The sequence below is a fragment of the Xylanibacter sp. genome, assembly GCF_057607445.1.
Genome location: NZ_DBLZAX010000010.1, coordinates 126,751 through 146,344, shown reverse-complemented (window position 1 = coordinate 146,344; position 19,594 = coordinate 126,751). Strand labels below are relative to the sequence as shown.

18 protein-coding genes, 3 tRNA genes, 1 other RNA gene and 1 pseudogene are annotated in these 19,594 nt (G+C 45.5%); 8 read left to right on the top strand and 15 right to left on the bottom strand.

Translation table 11 applies throughout. From position 1 onward, the window contains the following. Nucleotides 1-741: 741 nt before the first annotated feature. The 8 genes and pseudogenes from fucP to ACZMIG_RS09390 all read right to left on the bottom strand — a co-directional run bounded on the left by fucP (nt 742) and on the right by ACZMIG_RS09390 (nt 6,978). Nucleotides 742-2,058: an L-fucose:H+ symporter permease gene (gene fucP, locus ACZMIG_RS09425; RefSeq protein ID WP_487889469.1), complete on the bottom strand. Its 1,317-nt coding sequence runs from the start codon at nt 2,056-2,058 to the stop codon at nt 742-744. 363 nt (nt 2,059-2,421) lie between these two features. Further along, entirely contained in the window at nt 2,422-3,084 is a 663-nt protein-coding gene (locus ACZMIG_RS09420; RefSeq protein ID WP_487889468.1) for an AlkZ-related protein, read from the bottom strand. Beyond that, a complete protein-coding gene (locus tag ACZMIG_RS09415; RefSeq protein ID WP_487889467.1) occupies nt 3,081-3,797 on the bottom strand; it encodes a DUF169 domain-containing protein in 717 nt (238 codons plus the stop codon). The genes ACZMIG_RS09420 and ACZMIG_RS09415 overlap by 4 nt, the downstream gene beginning before the upstream one ends. A gap of 296 nt (nt 3,798-4,093) precedes the next feature. Further along, a pseudogene (locus ACZMIG_RS09410) lies at nt 4,094-4,621 on the bottom strand (transposase); the annotation flags it as partial. 150 nt (nt 4,622-4,771) lie between these two features. Next, on the bottom strand, nt 4,772-5,287 hold the full coding sequence (locus ACZMIG_RS09405) for a P-loop nucleotide/nucleoside kinase family protein (RefSeq protein ID WP_302023278.1): 516 nt from the start codon (nt 5,285-5,287) through the stop codon (nt 4,772-4,774). A gap of 15 nt (nt 5,288-5,302) precedes the next feature. Continuing rightward, the gene (locus tag ACZMIG_RS09400; RefSeq protein ID WP_302023279.1) at nt 5,303-5,851 is read right to left on the bottom strand and encodes a cyclase family protein; all 549 of its coding nucleotides are present in this window, start codon (nt 5,849-5,851) and stop codon (nt 5,303-5,305) included. Nucleotides 5,852-5,874: 23 nt separating this feature from the next. After that, entirely contained in the window at nt 5,875-6,621 is a 747-nt protein-coding gene (locus ACZMIG_RS09395) for a class I SAM-dependent methyltransferase (RefSeq protein WP_302023280.1), read from the bottom strand. A gap of 272 nt (nt 6,622-6,893) precedes the next feature. Further along, nucleotides 6,894-6,978: transfer RNA gene (locus tag ACZMIG_RS09390), tRNA-Ser, on the bottom strand. A 949-nt stretch (nt 6,979-7,927) separates the two neighbouring features. Here ACZMIG_RS09390 and ACZMIG_RS09385 point away from each other — a divergent pair. Further along, nucleotides 7,928-10,462 (top strand): endonuclease MutS2, encoded by a 2,535-nt coding sequence (locus ACZMIG_RS09385; RefSeq protein WP_053398664.1) that lies wholly within the window; start codon nt 7,928-7,930, stop codon nt 10,460-10,462. Between the two features lie 224 nt (nt 10,463-10,686). Here the strand turns inward: ACZMIG_RS09385 and ACZMIG_RS09380 are convergent, their stop codons facing one another. The 5 genes from ACZMIG_RS09380 to ACZMIG_RS09360 form a co-directional block, all read right to left on the bottom strand. After that, nucleotides 10,687-11,448: a YaaA family protein gene (locus tag ACZMIG_RS09380; RefSeq protein ID WP_487889466.1), complete on the bottom strand. Its 762-nt coding sequence runs from the start codon at nt 11,446-11,448 to the stop codon at nt 10,687-10,689. A 104-nt stretch (nt 11,449-11,552) separates the two neighbouring features. Beyond that, nucleotides 11,553-11,921: an MmcQ/YjbR family DNA-binding protein gene (locus tag ACZMIG_RS09375; protein ID WP_053398665.1), complete on the bottom strand. Its 369-nt coding sequence runs from the start codon at nt 11,919-11,921 to the stop codon at nt 11,553-11,555. Nucleotides 11,922-12,054: 133 nt separating this feature from the next. Beyond that, nucleotides 12,055-12,127: transfer RNA gene (locus tag ACZMIG_RS09370), tRNA-Trp, on the bottom strand. Between the two features lie 156 nt (nt 12,128-12,283). Continuing rightward, a complete protein-coding gene (locus ACZMIG_RS09365; protein WP_487889465.1) occupies nt 12,284-13,684 on the bottom strand; it encodes an alanine/glycine:cation symporter family protein in 1,401 nt (466 codons plus the stop codon). Between the two features lie 5 nt (nt 13,685-13,689). After that, the gene (locus ACZMIG_RS09360) at nt 13,690-14,328 is read right to left on the bottom strand and encodes an AlbA family DNA-binding domain-containing protein (protein WP_288172709.1); all 639 of its coding nucleotides are present in this window, start codon (nt 14,326-14,328) and stop codon (nt 13,690-13,692) included. A gap of 1,018 nt (nt 14,329-15,346) precedes the next feature. Between ACZMIG_RS09360 and ACZMIG_RS09355 the strand changes: the two genes are divergently transcribed. From ACZMIG_RS09355 to ACZMIG_RS09345, 3 genes are read left to right on the top strand one after another with little or no spacing between them, the layout of a single operon-like run. Beyond that, nucleotides 15,347-15,568, top strand: coding sequence for a hypothetical protein (locus tag ACZMIG_RS09355; protein ID WP_288172707.1), 222 nt, complete (start codon nt 15,347-15,349; stop codon nt 15,566-15,568). Continuing rightward, on the top strand, nt 15,549-15,989 hold the full coding sequence (locus ACZMIG_RS09350) for a DUF1648 domain-containing protein (RefSeq protein ID WP_021854747.1): 441 nt from the start codon (nt 15,549-15,551) through the stop codon (nt 15,987-15,989). The genes ACZMIG_RS09355 and ACZMIG_RS09350 overlap by 20 nt, the downstream gene beginning before the upstream one ends. Before the next feature lie 43 nt (nt 15,990-16,032). Further along, nucleotides 16,033-16,191: a hypothetical protein gene (locus tag ACZMIG_RS09345; RefSeq protein ID WP_021854746.1), complete on the top strand. Its 159-nt coding sequence runs from the start codon at nt 16,033-16,035 to the stop codon at nt 16,189-16,191. 33 nt (nt 16,192-16,224) lie between these two features. On the opposite strand, the gene ACZMIG_RS09340 is transcribed toward ACZMIG_RS09345, so the two are convergent. After that, nucleotides 16,225-16,298 (bottom strand) — tRNA-Thr (locus ACZMIG_RS09340). Between the two features lies 1 nt (nt 16,299). Further along, nucleotides 16,300-16,398: signal recognition particle sRNA small type (gene ffs, locus ACZMIG_RS09335), an RNA gene on the bottom strand. Between the two features lie 373 nt (nt 16,399-16,771). Between ffs and ACZMIG_RS09330 the strand changes: the two genes are divergently transcribed. The 4 genes from ACZMIG_RS09330 to ACZMIG_RS09315 are packed head-to-tail and all read left to right on the top strand — an operon-like array spanning nt 16,772 to nt 19,559. Then, complete coding sequence (locus ACZMIG_RS09330) at nt 16,772-17,317, top strand: DUF4199 domain-containing protein (RefSeq protein WP_418874187.1); 546 nt, start codon at nt 16,772-16,774, stop codon at nt 17,315-17,317. Between the two features lie 12 nt (nt 17,318-17,329). Beyond that, nucleotides 17,330-18,301: a glycosyltransferase family 2 protein gene (locus tag ACZMIG_RS09325; RefSeq protein ID WP_303054084.1), complete on the top strand. Its 972-nt coding sequence runs from the start codon at nt 17,330-17,332 to the stop codon at nt 18,299-18,301. Between the two features lie 51 nt (nt 18,302-18,352). Next, a complete protein-coding gene (locus ACZMIG_RS09320; protein ID WP_418874188.1) occupies nt 18,353-18,925 on the top strand; it encodes a DUF6452 family protein in 573 nt (190 codons plus the stop codon). A gap of 4 nt (nt 18,926-18,929) precedes the next feature. Continuing rightward, nucleotides 18,930-19,559, top strand: coding sequence for a DUF6048 family protein (locus ACZMIG_RS09315; protein ID WP_239684907.1), 630 nt, complete (start codon nt 18,930-18,932; stop codon nt 19,557-19,559). Nucleotides 19,560-19,594 lie beyond the last annotated feature (35 nt).

The following is a 19,594-nucleotide window of genomic DNA, read 5'->3' as shown; positions in this document are numbered from 1 at the left end:
GATCTGCGCTCCGCCGGAATCAAATATAAGGATCTTTGATCCTTTTGTTTCTCGGTAGTTAGAGTAGTTAAAGGAGCATTTTCTAAGTGAAAAGTGAAGAGCAGGCGTCAAAGCGCAATTAAAAATTAAAAGTTAAAAGTTAAAAACGCCTGACGGAAATGAAAGATTAAAAGTGAACAATGAAAAATCCAAATGCTAACGTAGTGCTTGTGACAATAATCAACAAGGCTAATGTGCCGGCGGATCTGCGCTCCGCCGGAATCAAATATAAGGATCTTTGATCCTTTTGTTTCTCGGTAGTTAGAGTAGTTAAAGGAGCATTTTCTAAGTGAAAAGTGAAGAGTGAAAAATCCAAATGCTTTGAGGACTTCTGTCGCAAGCACTACGTTGCTATTGTGCCGGCTGATTTGCAATCTGCCGGTAGATATTATCTGGATTTTCAATCCGCTTAAAATACCGCATGTTTAAATGAAGTCTACATGATGTAATAGCAAATAGGAAGTAATCGGATTAAAAAATCCTTATACTCACTTCCGGCGGAGCACAGATCCGCCGGCACAATAGCAACGTAGTGCGTCTTACGAAAGTGAAAAACGAAAAATCCAAATGTATTGTGGTTTCTACTTGTAATCACTACGTTTGCTATTGGATTTTTCACTCTTCACTTTTAATCTTTCATTTCCGTCAGGCGTTTTTCACTTTTAATTTTTAGTTGTCAATTGCTAATTATTTTGCTCCCTTTTACGAACGCGAAGCGATGCGCGAATAAGAGCGCACACCATACCATATTATCACGAGGAAACAGATTAGCGGCAGAACAAACGACACGTTGACAGCCGGCAGCCCCATAACATATCCCTGATCGATGATAAGAGCCTGCAACGGAGGCAGTACGCTTCCGCCAAGTATGGCCATGATAAGTCCGGCGGCACCAAACTTGGCCGACTCGCCCAATCCATACAAGGCTATTCCGTAGATCGTGGGGAACATCAGTGACATGCAGGCAGAAACGCCTACAAGACAGTAAAGGCCATAGATGTTCTGCATAAATATCACTCCTATAAGCAAAAATACAGCCACCACGGCCAACGTGGCAAGCATGGCGCCGGCATTGAAGAACTTTAGGAAGAACGTGCAGATGAAGCGGCTGCAGCAGAAGATTACCATGGCTATGATGTTGTAATGCTGCGACATCACCTCGGCATCTTTCTCCGACATACCTGTCTGCATGAGCAGATGAGTACCATACTGTATGATAAACGTCCAGCACATAATCTGCGCACCGACATAAAAGAACTGGGCTATCACTCCCTCACGATAATGAGGCAGGCGGAAGATGTGCCTGATGGTAGACATGAAGTTGCCGTCCTGCTTCTCTGCGTTTTTCGGCATACGCACAATCATCAGCAGAAAGACCATAAAGAGAATCACCACGCCTATTATCACGTAAGGCTGTATGAGAATGCTCAGGTCGGAGTCTCTCACCACGGCATACTCGGCCTCGCTGAGCTGCTCACGCGCATCAGAGTCAAGCGGATTGAGGCGCGCCTGAATGAAGTTCATTGCTACATACATGCCCAGCAGCGACCCGATAGGATTGAACGACTGGGCAAGGTTAAGGCGCCTTGTAGCCGTCTCTTCGGTGCCCATCGACAAGATGTAAGGGTTGCAGCTCGTCTCAAGGAACGACAGGCCACAGGTAAGTATGAAGTAGGCCAGCAGGAACGAATAATAGCAGCCTGTGTACTTGGCCGGGAAGAACATAAACGCGCCTACGTCATAAAGCAGCAGCCCCATGAGCACGCCTGCCTTATAAGAATATTTGCGTATGAATATGGCAGCGGGAAACGCCATTGCAAAATAGCCGCCATAGAAGGCTACCTGAACCAGGGCGCCGTCAGTGACGCTCATCCTGAATATCTTTGAAAAGGCCTTTACCATCGGGTTTGTTATGTCGTTGGCAAAGCCCCACAGGGCAAAACATGACGTAATCAGTATGAACGGAACAACATAGCTTATCCCGTCTTTCTTCAAAAGATGTTGTTTTTCGGTTTTCATATTAGTTACAATGTTTAAGCATATATCTGTCCGAAGGTCGTGCAGGGCGACGGTCGGCTTTGTTGGCATCAAAGGCATTTAATCACGGTCATTACCGCTCAACTGTATGAAGCCGCCACACATCTGAGCATGTGCATGCAGCCTGATGAATGCATCTTTCGCCATCAACACTTGTGTTCTCATATTTTTTGTCGTCAGTAGCATGTTTCGTGCATGCGCAATGCAAATGTACAATAATTTACGCTACAGACAAAATCATGACTGCGTTTTGTTCACTTTTAGCTGATACATGACGCCGCCTGGCAACATAAGCAGGATAAGCGGCGGAGGGCATACAGCCCCTGCAGGCGCATTCGGCAGATGTCATGACTTTATCCCGAGCAGACTGTTATAAGTCTTTTCTGGCATATCCGGCAATATTTTTCTGAAATGTTCGAGCAGCCTATCGTATGATTCTTGCGGCGTGCGGTCAGGACAGCATGCCTCTCGCCCAAACAGACTTTCGGGCGTTGTCAGCAGCGACCATCCCCAGCCGTATTCACGCCCATGTCTGTCGCGCGGATAGATAAAGTCTTCGGTTACAATATAGCAGCCCATTTCCAGTCGTGTCAAATATGCATCGAAACGGCTGCGCATCTTCGGCCCGGTAAATCCGCATGCAGCGCGCAGTTCGCGCGTGATAAGGCTTCCTTCGCTTTTCAGCGTGGCGAGAACGGCCTCCTCTACGCTACCCTCTTCGGGATAAGGATAAAGGCTGCGGCGATAATTGCAGAAGTCAGGCCACCACTCTCTGCTTACGAACGCGGCTTTACGCTTGAAGAACTTGCCATAGGCGCAACGGCTCTCACGCAGCACAGAGCCTTTCCATTCCCATCCTCCGTCAGGCAGGCGTGTGTACTGACATTCTTCATCCGCCGCATCTTCTGCCGACCAGCCGTCAATGCCCATGCGAAGCAAAGGCAGAAAACCAATCTCGTTGATATAGTCGACAAGTTCCGGACAGGTGTGTATAAGCTCTTGTCTCATTTCCCAATCTCCCCGTTAATACGTTTTCTTACTATCGAGTATGCTTTCTGAAATAGCGCCGACTGCTCCATAGTCTGCATCATTTCATTAAAACGGTGCATCGGAATAACAAATGTCAGTTCGTTGGCAGGAACAAGCGGACGGGCTGACGGGTCTAACATTCCGATAAAGCAGCAGCGCCCCTGCTTTCTATTCTCGTTTACGACAAATGTCACTATGCTGCAGCAACCTGAAGCAAAGCGTGTGCATACGGCATCGTCGGCATCATTGTCGTAGAAAGCCCAGCTGCACAAGCCTGAAAGCACATCGGGCGTGGCAAAGAACAGTATGCCTTCTGCATCATCTAATGAAGCGAGCTTATCCATACGCACAAAGTTGAGATACGGCTTTTCTGTCAGACTTATACCCAGACGGCTAACATACGTCTTAACCTGTTCGGGCGTCTGCTTATAGTGTTCCTGTTCCGAAACAAAGCGCGGTATGCGTTCCTGCATCGGTGCAAATCGTGTATACAGACTTCCGCCGCCGCACAGCACATTGTCAACGCTCAACGTCAGCGCCTGACCGTCGCACACATTGCGTATCGCCCCAATCATACAGCGCGGTATCTTCCTTATCTCCTCAACAGGCGTGTCGCTATATCCAAAGGCTACAGGCAACGGTACGCCATAGCCAAACGCCTCTCTGTATCTCTGCAAGAATTTCTGTATCATAAGCATCAAACATTAACTCTCCCCAAAGTTATAAGTTTAATGCGAAATTTGATAAGTGAAAAGCAAAAAAGATGCAAGAAAGTAATATATTTTGCTATTGCGAATAACAGCTTCGCGACTTAGAAAAGACTAAAGGAATAGAATATGCAAGTTCAAAGGTTCATCAAGAGATAAATTTTATATTAAACCGGACAATGTAAAAATACTTCTACCAACTTATCCATTTATTATTTCATTTTCGTACCTTTGTATCCTTACTTACGTTATCATCATGGAATTGTCAGATTGGTTTAAAGGATTTGAAAAAGGATTAGCCAGGCTATCAGACAAGCAGGATCCAACGGGCGGTTCTGCCACTCCTGAGCGGCCTGGTTTACCTTGTTTGTAATGATGTAAATGGCTGATGTAGAGAGTTCAATTTCATAAATCTCACGCATCTCTTCCTCTATGTCAGAAACGCTCATTCCTTTGGCATACAGGGAGATGACAAGTTTTTCTATAGAAAGTCCACGGCTTTCATGTTTGGGCACAGCTATCGGCTCAAATTGGCCATTACGGTCACGCGGAATGGAGATGACTGCTTTCCCATGTTCAGTCTGAATCCGCTTCGGATAGCTGCCGTTGCGTGAATTGCCACTGTTATTACCGGCCACGGAATTCTTTTCATACCCCAAATGGGCATCCATTTCACCTTCAAGCATCTTTTCCAATACCTGGGCATGCAACTGCTTCAGGAATCTGCTTACATCGGATTCTGTCTTGAACCGGCTAAGGAATTCCTTGCTTAACATTTCATCCGGCACTACTTGATTCTTTTCTCGCATAATCTTATTCTTTGGGTGTAAATATATAAAATAAAAAATACAGAACTCTATTTTGAATCCTGTATTTTACATTTACACAAAACATTTTATAGTGCCAAACTTTAATAGAAACGATATAAAACACTCCTGTAAAAATGGTTACTGGAGTGTTTATTTTATATCTGTAGTTATTTGATATACGTCGTCAATAAGGATATAGTCGTAGCCTCTCAATTTGCATTGTTCCAGATTATATCTGTTGGATTTAATCATCTCATCGGCAACAATATCTGTAGACAGCCTTTTCTCTATTACGCTTTCGTTTTTTACAATGTCCGCAAAATGCTGTTTTATATATTCTTTACTGAATATCAAACACATGTATTTTATATCACACAGATAATCATCCGCAAAGTCTTTTTCCCAGCCGAACGGTATATAACATCCCTCTACAATCAGGTTCTGTCCGTTTTCAACGCAGGTCTTTACGATTTCCCGTACAACAGGCCACAAAAAATCTGTCAGAGCCGAATCTGGGCTTTCTGGCGACAGGCTTGTCTGTCCGCTCCTGATAAGTCCCATTTTCAGATGGTCTATTGACAGATAGGGATATTTATATTTCTCCAGCAGTCTTTGTGCAAACAAGGTTTTTCCCGTATGGGTACAACCAGTGACTAATATGACCATAGCATCTTGATATAATTACATACAATACAGTTCACACGGCTTACCCGTTGAAGGATGACTGACATTGATTGATATTTTTATCTGAATAGATTTTTTGTCCTTAACGGAAGTCAGATCCACATTCTCTATGACATGACAGCCATTAGCTTCGCATTTCTTGTCATAAGAAATATGTTTTGCTCCTTTTTCAGCTATGCCATGGGAATCCACGATAATGAAAAGAGGCTTCTTGCTTAAAATAAGATTTAGCACCTCTTCCGACAGGAAAGTAGCTTCATTGAAATAATCTTCCGTTCCGTATTGATGTTTTTCTGAATTTCCCGTATGCAGTACCAATGCCATATTTTCCAACGAGTCTATATGTAAAATATCCTCTGGCTTAGGCATACTGGTCCTACAGTCAAGAATCAGTCCCTTTACCTCATATTCATTCTTTTCCGGAGCTATCGTATAACAGTCCAGATGGGTTCCTATATGCCCTCTGGCACCCAATTTGTCAGTCTGGCTGTTTGCCCATTGCATGGCTGACGAATTCTCATCCAATTTTATGTGTAATTGATTCATTGTTTCTCTTGTGTAATGAAATGTCATAAATTGCATTCAAACAAAAACATATCGCAACAGTCATCAATGGCTATTTCCTTTTCAAAGGAGGAATAGGTCTTGATTTCTGTAAATCCTGCTTCTCTCAAATAATTTTCCATTTCGCCAAACTTATACAGATGGGTCTGAAAGTCCATATGTTCACTTTTCAGCAGTTTGTCCCTATCATAAAGTTCATATATTCCCGGTGAAAACTGTATCTGTTGTTGTACATCAAAATAGTTTTTAGTCTTTAAGACCAAATCGAAACCATTTTTCATTTTTACAGATACGGACGTTTCATAATCATCATTGTCCAAACATTTAGCGGCAATAGTATCTACCGCAAAGACAAACTTTCCTGCAGGGGCTAACAAGCCTTTTATTTTCTTCAGAATCTTTTGGCAAAGGTTCATGTCTGTAAATAATGACACAGACCCAGAAGAAATAAATATATAGTCAAATTGTTCATTGGTCGTATATTCTGCTATATCAGCATATTCCACATCAGCTTCAGGAGCTTTTAGTTTCAGTTTTTCAAGCATCTCAACCGAGAAATCAACCCCACGAATGTTATATCCATATTCCAAAAATGGAACAAGGAAGCGACCACTTCCACACATTATTTCTAAGATTTTTTTATTTTTTTCTGCATATGAAAGATAAAAATCCAATTCATCTTGCGGTGCTTTATCATGTAAGATTTCATACATTTCTGTGCACAATTTGCCATAGTAATTTTTTATATTCATTGTATTTCCTATTTTACATAAACGGCTCAATTTGCAATTTCTTTATTGGGCTATAAAATTAAACAATTGGAATGCGTTCAACAACAAATGAAATGAATTTGATGATTCATTCTATATTAAAAAGAATATTTGTTAGAATTATTTTGTACTTGCGGAGCGCATAGCACTTCGACTTTCAAACTGAGCCTAAATTATTACCAAAATAGATACACCAATTTCCGGGTGTAAAAAGGGTGTAAATCTCGCAAATGCTTGATTTACACCCTTTATTGCGGAGAGAGAGGGATTCGAACCCCCGGTGCCTCTCAGCACGACGGTTTTCAAGACCGTTGTAATCGACCACTCTACCATCTCTCCATTGTCGGATCGACAAGCTTTGTGTCTCAAAAGCGAGTGCAAAGGTAAGGGGTTTTTATGTAATCTCCAAATTTTTTGGCGACTTTTTTCAAAAAAAGTGTGTTTTTCTTGTTTTCATGGTGATTTCATACGCTTTTGGATGGCTTAAAAGCATGCGGTGATGCCGGACATGGCGACACGACGAGAAACGAGAAAAAGTTTTTGTTAAAAACTCGTCACTCGTCACATCTGGGCTTAACACACTGACAATCAAAACGTTATTGTGTGACGAGTTGCATTTTCAACTCGTCACACTACTCATCACAACCTGCCGAAACGTGAAGAATTTCGGGCAAAAAAGGGCGAAAATGGCGGGATGTGATGAGTTGTAAAATCAACTCGTCACGCCTTATCAAGCTGACATTCAACGAGTTAAACCGCATTGTGACGAGTGACGAGTTTTTAACAAAACTTTTTTAGTATTTGAGTCAACCAATATCAGTAAAAGGATTACCAAAAGTCAACTTCCGACAGGAATAAGCAAAAAACATATCTATCGAAATCAGGGAAAGGCGTCAACGGCAATGGATTTATATGCTTTACATACAGAAAAACATGAAAAAGGCAATATGAACGGATATGCACTGTAAACAAAAGACAACAACCAAGAAATATTAAAAAGACACCTGCGTGCTGCCAAAAGAGCATCTTTCAACATACAAAAGGATACATTTCATACGGCAAAAGGGCACCTTTCAGAAGGTAAAAGGATGCCTTTTAAGATACAAAAGGCACATATCATGCTGCGAAAAGACATATTTTAAAACGTAAAAACAGACATGATTAAAGCCTGAAGTTTGGCAACTCTTATGCTGCGACACGGCGAAAATCAATGCGCCATACATGCGCACGATATAAAGATGTGATGATTTTATTTGGCATTTCAGCAGGGTTGCACTACCTTTGCAGCATGATTTATCCAAAGACGTTTGAAACTAAGATAGGATTCGATGAAATCCGCACGCTTCTGCGCGAGCGCTGCCTCAGTACACTCGGTAAGGAGAGAATAGACAACATGACATTCTCGAGCGACGCAGAAGTGATAAACGAATGGCTGCAACAGGTGAAAGAGTTCAGACGGCTGCAAGAAGAAGCAGACGACTTTCCGATGCAATATTTCTTCGACGTGCGCGAGTCGGTGGCACGCCTGCGACTTGAAGGCACTCATCTCGATGAGGGCGAACTGTTTGACCTCAGGCGCTCGCTCGAGACGATATGCAACATCGTCAACTATCTTAACCGCACGGACGGCAACGACGACGAGGAAGAAAGGACATACCCCTACCCCGCGCTTCACCGCCTGACGGCAGACATTATAACATTTCCGCAACTGATACAGCGCATCGACCAGATACTCGACAAGTTCGGAAAGGTGAAAGACAGCGCATCGGTCGAGCTGCAGAACATAAGGCGCGAGCTGTCGCGCACCGAAGGCAGCATATCGCGCACGCTATACAGCATACTGCGCTCGGCACAGAGCGAAGGTCTGGTTGACAAGGACGTTACGCCTGCCATACGCGACGGCCGACTGGTGATACCTGTAACGCAGGGACTGAAGCGCAAGATTAAAGGTATAGTACACGACGAGTCGGCATCGGGCAAGACCGTATTTATTGAGCCTACCGAGGTGGTTGAGGCCAACAATAAGGTGAGAGAACTTGAAGCCGAGGAGCGCCGCGAGATAATACGCATACTGACAGATTTCTCAAAACTCGTACGTCCGCACGTAAAGCCCATACTGGAGTCGTACAGGTTTCTGGCAACGATAGACATGATACGCGCCAAGGCCGAACTGGCACGGCTGATAAAAGGCATTGAGCCGGAAGTCGGGAAGAAGCCCCACATAGACTGGATTCAGGCCCGCCACCCGCTGCTGCAGCTGTCGTTAGAAAAGCAGGACAAGAAGGTTGTGCCGCTCGACATAATGCTGACCAAAGACAAGCGCATACTGATAATATCGGGCCCTAACGCCGGCGGAAAGTCGGTTTGCCTGAAGACGGCCGGACTGCTGCAATACATGCTTCAGTGCGGACTGTCAATCCCCGTAGGCGACCGCTCGCACACAGGAATATTCAAGAACATACTTATCGACATAGGCGACGAGCAGAGCATAGAGAACGACCTGAGTACATACTCGAGCCACCTCATGAACATGAAGTACATGATGAAGTTTGCCAACAACAGCACGCTGCTGCTCATCGACGAATTTGGTACGGGCACGGAGCCGCAGATTGGCGGTGCCATAGCCGAAGCCGTGCTGAAGCAGTTCTGCAACAAACAGGCCTACGGCATAATAACCACCCACTATCAGAACCTGAAGCACTTTGCCGAAGACCATGAAGGAGTGGTAAACGGAGCAATGCTATACGACCGCCAACAGATGAAAGCGCTGTTCCAACTCTCGATAGGCAACCCCGGAAGCTCGTTTGCAATAGAGATAGCTCGCAAGATAGGACTGCCCGAAGAGGTGATAAAAGACGCGAGCGACATTGTTGGAAGCGACTACATACAGAGCGACAAGTATCTGCAGGACATTGTGCGCGACAAACGCTACTGGGAAAACAAGCGACAGAACATTCATCAGCGCGAGAAGACAATGGAGCAGACCATTGCTAAATATGAAAGCGAGGTGAAGGAACTGGAGCAGAGCCGCAAGGACGTGATACGCAAGGCGAAGGAACAAGCCGAAGAACTGCTGCGCGAGAGCAACAAGAAGATTGAGAACGCCATAAGGGAGATACGCGAAAGTCAGGCCGAAAAGGCGGAGACTAAGCGCATAAGGGAAGAGCTAAATGCGTTTAAGCAGGAAATCAACGAGGTTGACACTACTGCCAACGACGAGATGATAGCCCGAAAGATAAAACAGATACAGGAGCGCAAGGAGAGAAAGGAGAAGCGCAAGAAGGAGAAGGCCGAGAAGAACAAAGACGCGGCTGCCGCACTGAAAGAGGCCACGCTGAAGAAGAAAGAGAAAGACGCACCGCTGGAAGCCGGCGAGACAGTGCGCATAAAGGGCCTTACATCTGTGGGACGGATAGAAAGCACCGACGGCAAGATGGCCACAGTGATATTCGGCGACATGCGCACCAAGATGCGCGCCGACCGCCTGGAGCGTGCCGAAATGCCCAAGAAGGAGGAGCCGAAGACCTACGCTTCAGTGGGACGACAGACGCGCGAGACGATAGACAACCGCAAGCTGAACTTCAAGCAGGACATAGACGTGCGCGGAATGAGGGGCGACGAAGCCATAAACGCCGTTACATATTTTATCGACGATGCCATACTTGTGGGCATGAGCCGCGTGCGCATTCTGCACGGCACAGGCTCGGGCATACTGCGCCAGCTTATCCGTCAGTATCTGTCAACAGTGCCAAACGTTGTTTCTTACCGCGATGAACACGTGCAGTTTGGCGGTGCCGGAATAACGGTGGTTGACCTTGAATAAACAAACCGATAATAATCTTCACAATATAAAAATGACTGCTGAGCAAATTACAACATTGCTCAGCAGTCATTTTTGTTTATTATCATTTACCGAAAATATAAAAACAGAGATAAACAATATCACAATTCCGGCACGGATACTCAACTACCAAAAAGCATAACCACAACAGGTCAACAAGCCGCATCGTGGTTTATTAAAGCGTTATACCTATGCCTTCAGCCGCTTTATAGGTTTGCGACAAACACAGGGAAACCGGGTTTGCTGTCGACCTCGCTGTAAGAGAATCCCTCAAAATCGAACGACTTCAGCTTGTCGGCATTGTCAATGCGGTTTTGAAGCAGATAGCGCGTCATGGCTCCGCGGCACATCTTGGCGTAAATGACAATAGTCTTCAGCCGTCCGCCCTTGCTGACATAGAACTCCGGACGAACAACATCAATCTCGCGCGCCACCTTGCGCCAGTTGAACAGTCGCCTCATCTCGCTGCTCGCAAGGTCGACAAGCAGTCCGCCTGAAGCCTTAACCGAATCGATAAGCACGTCGGTGAGCAGCGGTTTCCAATAGTCGAACATACTCACACCGTTATCCGGCAGCACCACGTTGCCTTCAAGTCTGTAAGGCTTTATCATGTCGGCGGGGCGCAAAAGGCCATACAAGAACGAAGTTATCCACAGATGCTCCTGTGCATAAGTCTGAACTTCGGGCGTAAAGTCCGGCGCATCAAGATACTTATAAACCACACCCGTATATGCCAAAACAGCCTGAAGCCTCGGTCCTTCGCCCGCAAAGTGCATATACCTCAGTCGGTTCTGCCGCGCAATGTCTGCGTTGCAGTGAAGCATGTCAGCCAGTTCGGCCTCATCATATCCCGCCATCTGCAGTGCGTTGTGCATAGCCTCGCCGGCAAAACGCGGCTCGGTCATAATGCCATAATTGCCGTCATCACTTCCGCGCATATCCTTCGCGCATCCAATAAGAATCTGCATATCTGATATTTTATTTAATTCGACATAAAATAACTTATCCGGCGAGAGTCAGACGATAAGCACCGTCCACCGCACACTCACGCCACAAGTGCCCAATAAAGCCATTATTCTGTCAGTGACTCATATTCGCGCTGCATCTTTTTAGGCATCTTCTTCACCACCTCTTCAACCGAATGAAGTATAAGTTCGCAAATAAGACTGTCGGGCACATCGCTATCAAGAGCCACCGTTATCCAATATTTTCTGTCAGAGTGGCGACCGAAGAATATACCGTCATATCGCTCCATGAGTTCAGCCGACCGCTCCGTGCTGCACTTCATGTTGGCGATAAAGCAGCCGTCTTTGGGTTCCAGACCGCAATATGTGAACATCTTGCCCATAATTTTATACACAAGCACGTCGCTGCCGAAAGGGAAACATTCTTCAACTCCCTTCACTGTAAGGCAAAAATCGCGAAACTGTTCTATGTTCATATCTTCAGAGATAATGTTTATGGCGATGCAAATATAACGATTTTGCCTGTTTAATCCAAACCTGGCATGGCGCAATAACAACCATCAAGAAAACAAAAGCCGCAACCTTATTGGCTGCGGCTCTATGTTATTGCACGGGAAGAGAGGCTCGAACTCCCGACACTCGGTTTTGGAGACCGATGCTCTACCAACTGAGCTATCCCCGTGTTTGCGGCTGCAAAGGTAATGTCTGTTTTTTAATTCTGCAAATCTTTGATAAATTTATTTCATGCAAAAGCGCATAATTTATGCCATTTTGTGCTGCAGACGCCTGCAAAGCGGCATTTTTCAGCCACAGAAATGCAATATTAATGCTTTTCAGCTTACCAGCATTCAAGGTCCTGCTCGATGTCCTTCATGCTTTCCTTACGGAAGACAGGACTCTTTATGCCCCTTCTCTTCTGATCAAGATAGTCGTCGAGCAGCCTGAAAGCATATTTGCCCAAAAGCAATATTGCCACGAGATTGCAGAGAGCCATCAGGGCCATAGTTACGTCGGCAAGGCTCCACACAAGATTAAGACTTGCCAAAGAGCCGAACATGACCATGCCGACAACCAGAAGACGATAGACAAACACGGGCCACTGGCGCGACGTGAAGAAACGTATGTTGGCCTCGCCGTAATAATAGTTGCCGAGAATGCTGCTGTAGGCGAAGAACAAAGTGGCTATGGCAACATAGACAGTGCCAATGCCGCCCACCTCGTTGGTGAGTGCAGCCTGAGTGAGCTGTATGCCGTCGAGACTGCTGTCTACGCTGTCTTTGCTGAACAGAATGATGAAAGCCGTGCACGAACAGATAAGCAATGTGTCGGTGAACACGCCCAACGCCTGTATGAAGCCCTGCTTGGCGGGATGGGTTACGTGGGCTGTGGCGGCAGCATTAGGAGCCGAGCCCATGCCCGCCTCGTTGCTGAACAGTCCGCGCTTTATGCCCTGCATAAGTGCCGCGCCCATTCCGCCGCCCAAAGCCTGATGCCAGCCGAAGGCATTGCCAACAATGAGAGATACGACATCGGGTATGCGGCCAATGTTGGTCAGCACGACAAACAGTGCCAGCAGGATGTAGCCAACGGCCATTATGGGCACTATGACGCTGCTGAACGCCGCGATGCGATGGATGCCTCCGAAGATGATAAACAGCGTAAGCACCGATATTACGGAGCCCGACAGCACGGGGTCAACGGCAAACGCGCTCTGCAGAGCAGCGCTCATGGTGTTGCTCTGCACCGAATTGAAAGCAAAGCCGAACGTTATGGTGATAAGCACTGCAAAGAGGATGCCCATCCAGCGTTTTTTAAGTCCCTTCTCCATATAGTAAGCCGGTCCGCCGATATACGAGTGTTTGCCCTTTATCTTGAACAACTGCGCCAATGACGACTCGACAAATGCGCTGCTCGAACCAAGCAAAGCTATAATCCACATCCAGAACACTGCGCCCGGACCGCCCACGGTGATGGCCGTTGCCACTCCGGCAAGGTTGCCTGTGCCGACGCGGCTTGCCAGCGACACGGTGAAAGCCTGAAAAGAAGATATGTGCTTCTCGTGTCCGTTTATCTTTGCCGTGGAGTCGCCCAGCAGGCGTATCATCTCTCCTATCATGCGAAACTGCACAAACTTAGTCTTGATGCTGAACCATACGGCACAGCCCAGCAGCATTACTACAAGTATGTAAGTCCAGAGAATGTCGTTGGTCTCGTTGATTATCTGTGTGAATAGTTCCATGACGCTTATTGGTTTTGTTTAAGTTTAAAATAAAATATATGCTCTCTGAAAACAGTCTCCACCAGGTCGAAACGGATAAAATCGGCCAAAAGGCTGATTACCTGACGGCGGGGAATATGCGACAGTCTGACACACCGGTTAAGCGTAATCTCGCCATACTTCTCCAAAAGGCGCAAGATGCACTGCTCCCGTTCGTTACATCTTATCATCACATCCTTATGGTCATGCCGCCAAATATCGAGATGCACCGGACTGGCAAGTATCGTTTCGTCCTTAATGCGAATGTATGCCTTAGGTTTCTTGTCCTCGTCAACGGCGTATACGGGCTTATGCTGACTCTCGGCCACACTGACTTCAAGCACATCCTTGCCGTCGACCTTATATATCTGACTGTCGAGAGTAACCGACGGCCTGCAGTATCTCGTTGCGGCAACCTCAATCATATATATTTCCTCAGCCGAACGTATGCCGGCGATCTTGCCGTTATCCTTAACGCCCACGAGCAGCCGCCCTCCCTCGGTGTTTGAAAAGGCAGAAAGACTGCGTGCTATCTTGCATGCGTCTGTTATGGCAAACTTAAAGTCCTGATGCACATGCTCGCCTTCGGTAACAAGCTGCAAGATATGGTTTCTGTTCATTTTCATATTCCAGATGCTAAGATACTGAAAATAAGCATACTTCACAAACATACGGCATGGTAAATTATGGCCATCGGCCCCGCCGCAATACACGAGCAGACATGAAATAAAGCCGGACGACAAAGGGCGCAACGGCTGCCGGCATACTGAAAGCATATTACGCAAAATGCTTTCTTTCTGATTTCAGATGACGTTCCACAGCCGCGATATTCTGAAATAAAAATCATTTGGCCGTGAAAACAGCGCGAAATTGTGTGCAAACGTAAGCAGCTATATCACAAGACGTTACGCACGCCTCACAGATTTTGTGCAGTTATTTCAGCGTAAAAACAAGCCAAAACCACTGTTTTTGACAGCAAAACAGCCTTATTTTTAGCTGCAATATGCCTGAAACGACCATGCAAAAGCATTGCTTTTACAGCATGAAAGCACAACTTTTACTTCATAACGTAAACATTCTTTATCTGTAAAGCGGATTTTAGTGATTCTGATTTTCTATTTTATCCAAAAACAATGACACAGACCAACTATCATAAAGATACAAAATCTGCGTCATGGTTTTACAAACAACATGCGGAAGCGGCAGCCTATATTTGCTTGACAAAATAATATGAAGTTGGGTATCTTTTATGATAACCACAACTTAATAGTTGTTTAGTTGGATTTACATTGATTATGTTAAAGTTTTCATTGTGTACTTCGATGAATACTGATAGTTTGAATTAATTTCAAGTGAAATAGACAAAATACTGAATGAATCATACAAATTACGAGGCAAATAACATTATTTTACATTTTCTAATATTATATTTGGAAAAGAAGTTGCATATTTGTAAAAAATTTTGAAACACAAGCCTGTGCGGTCGCTTTTGCCGTAGCAGTAATAGTAGGTGCCGTAGCAGTAGTTTGGGCTGTTGTTGTAGAACATTTTGGAGTAGCTAATGCTGTTGGAGCCGTAACGGCTTTAGCATGGAAAGTCGCAGCGACAACAAGCGGAAATAAGAGGAGAAAAAATGGAGCACTTGTGGAAAATCTTATGACCTCTAATACAATAGAGGTATGGAATATCAAATCACAAAATAAAGAAATGGCTTATATTGTTGCTGATGAATTTACAAATGAAACAGTAAATTCACTTATGCAATATATTAGAAATAATTTTCCTGAGGAATGCTCAAAATATGATGAAGATGTTTTACGTAATGCTATTTTGATAAATTTACAAAATGCCGAAATTGAAAAATAATACAAATTTGCTAACGATCTTGTTGGTTGTTGTGCAAATTGGACTTTGTGTTGTGGTCATAATGACACGGCAATACGTGCCTACGCACTGGAACATACACGGAGTTGCAGATGAATATGGAAGCCCTTTTTACACTTTGATACTACCGCTTATAAGTGTTTTAATTTATTTTTTTATGACATTTTTCGAGAAGCATCCACATTATTGCAACTTGCCACAGAAATTTAAAGATAGGCAAAAAGGCTACAGTTTGATAGCAAAACTGGTAGCGTGGTTGAAATTGTTGATCATGATGTTTCTTGCTTTTGTGACTTATGAAGTTTATTGCGGTGGCAGTTTTAACTATTTAATAGCCCTTTTAATTCTGATTACCTCATTTATTGTCATCATTGTATATGCCATCAAGTTGCGTCGGGTATGATGCCAATGCATGGGACTTGGTTATAGGCGTTCTTGAGTAACTTATGGCCAAGTGTGGAGACACCAATGTCAGCATGAGGCTTACCGGTTCAGTGGATATGGGCTTGTCGGAGAAGCATTCGTTCCCGTTCGTGCAGGAAGTGGTGGCAGACGCCAAGGCCACACGGCATAAGGCCAAACATAAAAAAGACAAACGCCACTAAAGGCATTTGTCTGTAAACGTGTAAACATTATCGAGCCTCTTGTCGGATTCGAACCAACGACCCCGAGATTACAAATCACGTGCTCTGGCCAACTGAGCTAAAGAGGCGGGTGGGCAAGCTACTTGTATCGCGCCGCTACAACCAACTACCTTTGCTACGTTCCCGTCCTGGAGGATTCGAAGGGAGCTGGCCGTACAAGACTTACCCGTCTTTGCGGCTGCAAAGGTAATAATAAAGTTTAACAACAAAGCATTTTTGCATCGTCTTTCGCGGTATTTTAACTTATTTTTTGAAATCAGCGATATCTTGCAGCATGCGGAATCGGCACAGGCGACATGCACAATGGCCATATATAAAGGCGGCACGAGGCCGACGGCATAACGCACGCCGACGGCACATCTTTCACATAAAAAAACAAAAAAACTCATACAGCTAATAATTATATGGTGAAAAATAAGTAATTTTGCACCCGATTATGTTCTCGTGAGGCGTATGGCGCCGGGTGTCAAAGCTGATGCAACACCCCATAAGACACCACGCTTCAGACAGACAAACGAAAAAAATCAATTAATCCCCAATAATGACTACACGCGAGGAATACGAACAAATAAAAGCTTACGCGCGCATCGACGGCGCCATAATGGGCGGAATGTGGATATTGAGCTTTGCCTGCTTCATCGGACAGTTTTATGAGCCCGTGCTGAACATGGCAGCGATGGCTATAGGCATATCTGCCATTGTTGTATCGGCAATACGCCTAAAGAATTTCCGCGACAATATTCTTGACGGAGTTATATCTTACTGGAAAGCATACGGCTACAGCCTGCTGACATACTTTTACGCATCGCTGCTGATGGCTGCTGCGCAATATATCTACTTTCAGTTTATCGACCACGGCTTCATGCTTGCCCAGTACACGGCCATGACATCAAGCCCCGAGTTTAAGTCGCTCATGACGCTTTACGGGATAAAGGCCGATGAAATGAAGATGACAATGGACACAATAGCAACGCTCCGCCCTATCGACATAGCGCTGCAGTTTCTTACAACCAACCTGTTTCTGGGAATTGTGATAAGCTGGCCGATAGCCGCGCTGCTGAAATCAAAATATAAACGTAAATTCTAAAACACAGATAAGATGGACATATCAGTCGTAATACCATTATACAACGAGGAAGAATCACTACCCGAACTCTACGCATGGATTGAGCGTGTGATGAAGGAACACAATTTCTCTTATGAAGTAATATTCATCAACGACGGCTCTACCGACGGTTCGTGGAAGGTGATAAGCCGGCTGAGCGAGGAGCACGAATGCGTGAAGGGCATAAAATTCCGCCGCAACTACGGAAAAAGTCCTGCCCTGTTCTGCGGATTCAAGGAAGCACAGGGCAACGTGGTGATAACAATGGATGCCGACCTGCAGGACTCTCCCGACGAGATACCGGAACTTTACAGAATGATAACCGAAGACGGCTACGACCTTGTTTCGGGATATAAGCAGAAGCGCTACGACCCCCTGTCGAAGACCATCCCCACAAAGCTGTTTAACGCAACGGCACGTAAAATAAGCGGAATAAATAACCTGCACGACTTCAACTGCGGCCTTAAAGCATACCGCAAGGACGTAGTAAAGAACATCGAGGTGTACGGCGAGATGCACCGCTATATCCCGTATCTGGCCAAGAACGCCGGATTCGACAGAATCGGCGAAAAAGTGGTTCATCACCAGTCGCGCAAGTACGGCAAGTCGAAATTCGGCCTCAACCGCTTCTTCAACGGCTATCTCGACCTTATAACATTGTGGTTCCTGAGCAGCTTCGGACGCAAGCCGATGCACGTGTTCGGCTTCCTCGGCACAATAATGTTCTTCATAGGCTTCATTGCAGCAGCCATTATCGGCATAGACAAGCTGGTGGCAGTGTCAAACGGTCAGCAGATGCGCCTCGTAACCGATACGCCTTACTTCTATATATCGCTGACAATGATGATTATAGGCACACAACTGTTTCTTGCCGGATTCCTCGGCGACCTCATCAGCCGCAACTCTTCAGACAGAAACGACTATCAGATATCTGAAGAAATAAGATGTGGCGGAAACAGAAAATAACACATAGAAAACAACAACGCCACATAAAGCTGCTACAAGAACAAGCATGCCATGACAGGAATTAAGATAAAAACGATAAAGTCGGTCACGACAAAGGCAAGCCGCAAGGCACGCAGACTATTGCGTCCCTCACTGGCAGCACTGCCGCTATACTTCATAACGCTGCTGATAACCACCGCAGCGTGCTCGTCTATCGACTGCCCGCTCAACAGCCTTGTCTACACACAATATCAGCTGATGACGCCCGACGGCAAGGTTGACACACTGGCAGACACGCTCACAATATTCACAAACCGTGTTGACGGCAACGACTCTGTGCTGATAAACCGCAGCGTAAATACCACCGAATTCTCGCTGCCGATAAGCTATGCGCAGAACCAGGACGTGTTTTTCATAGAGACAAAGGACACTTTATACAAGACTACAAAACTTGACACAGTGACCGTAGAGAAAGAGAACAAGCCCCACTTCGAGTCGGTTGACTGCGCACCGGCATTCTTCCACAAGATAACATCCGTAAGCTGCACGCACAACGCCATCGACTCGATAACAATAAACAATCAGGACGTGAACTATGACACATCGAAGAAACATTTTTTCATATATTTCAAGCATAGCAATTAGCCTGATGCTCCTACTGGCCTCAACGGCCAACGCGCAGGAAAAGAACGTGGAGAAGAAAGACAGCGTGCCCCTGTTAAGGGGCTTTGCCGTATCAGTAGACCTGGTCGGACCGGCACAGATGTTTCTTGGCGACTACGGACAGTATGAAGCCGCGCTACGAATAAACCTGCGCGACAAATACTTCCCTGTGTTTGAGCTTGGCCTCGGCAAGGCAGACCACGACAACGACGTCACCAAAATATCATACAAGACGAGCGCACCATACGCAAAAATCGGTATCGACTTCAATCTGCTAAAAAACAAGCACGACATATACAGGCTTTATGCCGGCGCAAGATACGCTTTCACTTCGTTTAAATACGACCTGTCGCATCCAGATATCACCGACCCCGTATGGGGAAGCACTGCCGTATATTCAGCGAAAGGCGTGAAATGCAATTACCACTGGATTGAAGCAGTAATAGGAGTAGACGCAAAGATATGGGGACCTCTGCATCTTGGATGGAGCGTAAGGTACAAGAGCAGAATAGCCTACGATGACGGCGAACTGGGCAACTCATGGTATGTGCCCGGATTCGGAAAGACCGGAGGATCTAACATCGGGGGCACATTCAACGTATCGATAGACATATAAACTTCTGAAAGACAATAGACTAAAACAAGAACAGC

Bases quoted from the DNA above. Each gene is read 5' to 3' on its own strand.
- ACZMIG_RS09400 (WP_302023279.1), bottom strand. From the start codon at position 5,851: ATGAATCAATTACACATAAAATTGGATGAGAATTCGTCAGCCATGCAA.
- ACZMIG_RS09345 (WP_021854746.1), top strand. From the start codon at position 16,033: ATGGCCAAGTGTGGAGACACCAATGTCAGCATGAGGCTTACCGGTTCA.
- ACZMIG_RS09320 (WP_418874188.1), top strand. From the start codon at position 18,353: ATGACAGGAATTAAGATAAAAACGATAAAGTCGGTCACGACAAAGGCA.
- ACZMIG_RS09330 (WP_418874187.1), top strand. From the start codon at position 16,772: ATGACTACACGCGAGGAATACGAACAAATAAAAGCTTACGCGCGCATC.
- ACZMIG_RS09315 (WP_239684907.1), top strand. From the start codon at position 18,930: ATGCTCCTACTGGCCTCAACGGCCAACGCGCAGGAAAAGAACGTGGAG.
- ACZMIG_RS09405 (WP_302023278.1), bottom strand. From the start codon at position 5,287: ATGGTCATATTAGTCACTGGTTGTACCCATACGGGAAAAACCTTGTTT.
- ACZMIG_RS09385 (WP_053398664.1), top strand. From the start codon at position 7,928: ATGATTTATCCAAAGACGTTTGAAACTAAGATAGGATTCGATGAAATC.
- ACZMIG_RS09325 (WP_303054084.1), top strand. From the start codon at position 17,330: ATGGACATATCAGTCGTAATACCATTATACAACGAGGAAGAATCACTA.
- ACZMIG_RS09380 (WP_487889466.1), bottom strand. From the start codon at position 11,448: ATGCAGATTCTTATTGGATGCGCGAAGGATATGCGCGGAAGTGATGAC.
- ACZMIG_RS09415 (WP_487889467.1), bottom strand. From the start codon at position 3,797: ATGATACAGAAATTCTTGCAGAGATACAGAGAGGCGTTTGGCTATGGC.
- ACZMIG_RS09420 (WP_487889468.1), bottom strand. From the start codon at position 3,084: ATGAGACAAGAGCTTATACACACCTGTCCGGAACTTGTCGACTATATC.
- fucP (WP_487889469.1), bottom strand. From the start codon at position 2,058: ATGAAAACCGAAAAACAACATCTTTTGAAGAAAGACGGGATAAGCTAT.
- ACZMIG_RS09365 (WP_487889465.1), bottom strand. From the start codon at position 13,684: ATGGAACTATTCACACAGATAATCAACGAGACCAACGACATTCTCTGG.
- ACZMIG_RS09375 (WP_053398665.1), bottom strand. From the start codon at position 11,921: ATGAACATAGAACAGTTTCGCGATTTTTGCCTTACAGTGAAGGGAGTT.
- ACZMIG_RS09395 (WP_302023280.1), bottom strand. From the start codon at position 6,621: ATGAATATAAAAAATTACTATGGCAAATTGTGCACAGAAATGTATGAA.
- ACZMIG_RS09350 (WP_021854747.1), top strand. From the start codon at position 15,549: ATGCCGAAATTGAAAAATAATACAAATTTGCTAACGATCTTGTTGGTT.
- ACZMIG_RS09360 (WP_288172709.1), bottom strand. From the start codon at position 14,328: ATGAAAATGAACAGAAACCATATCTTGCAGCTTGTTACCGAAGGCGAG.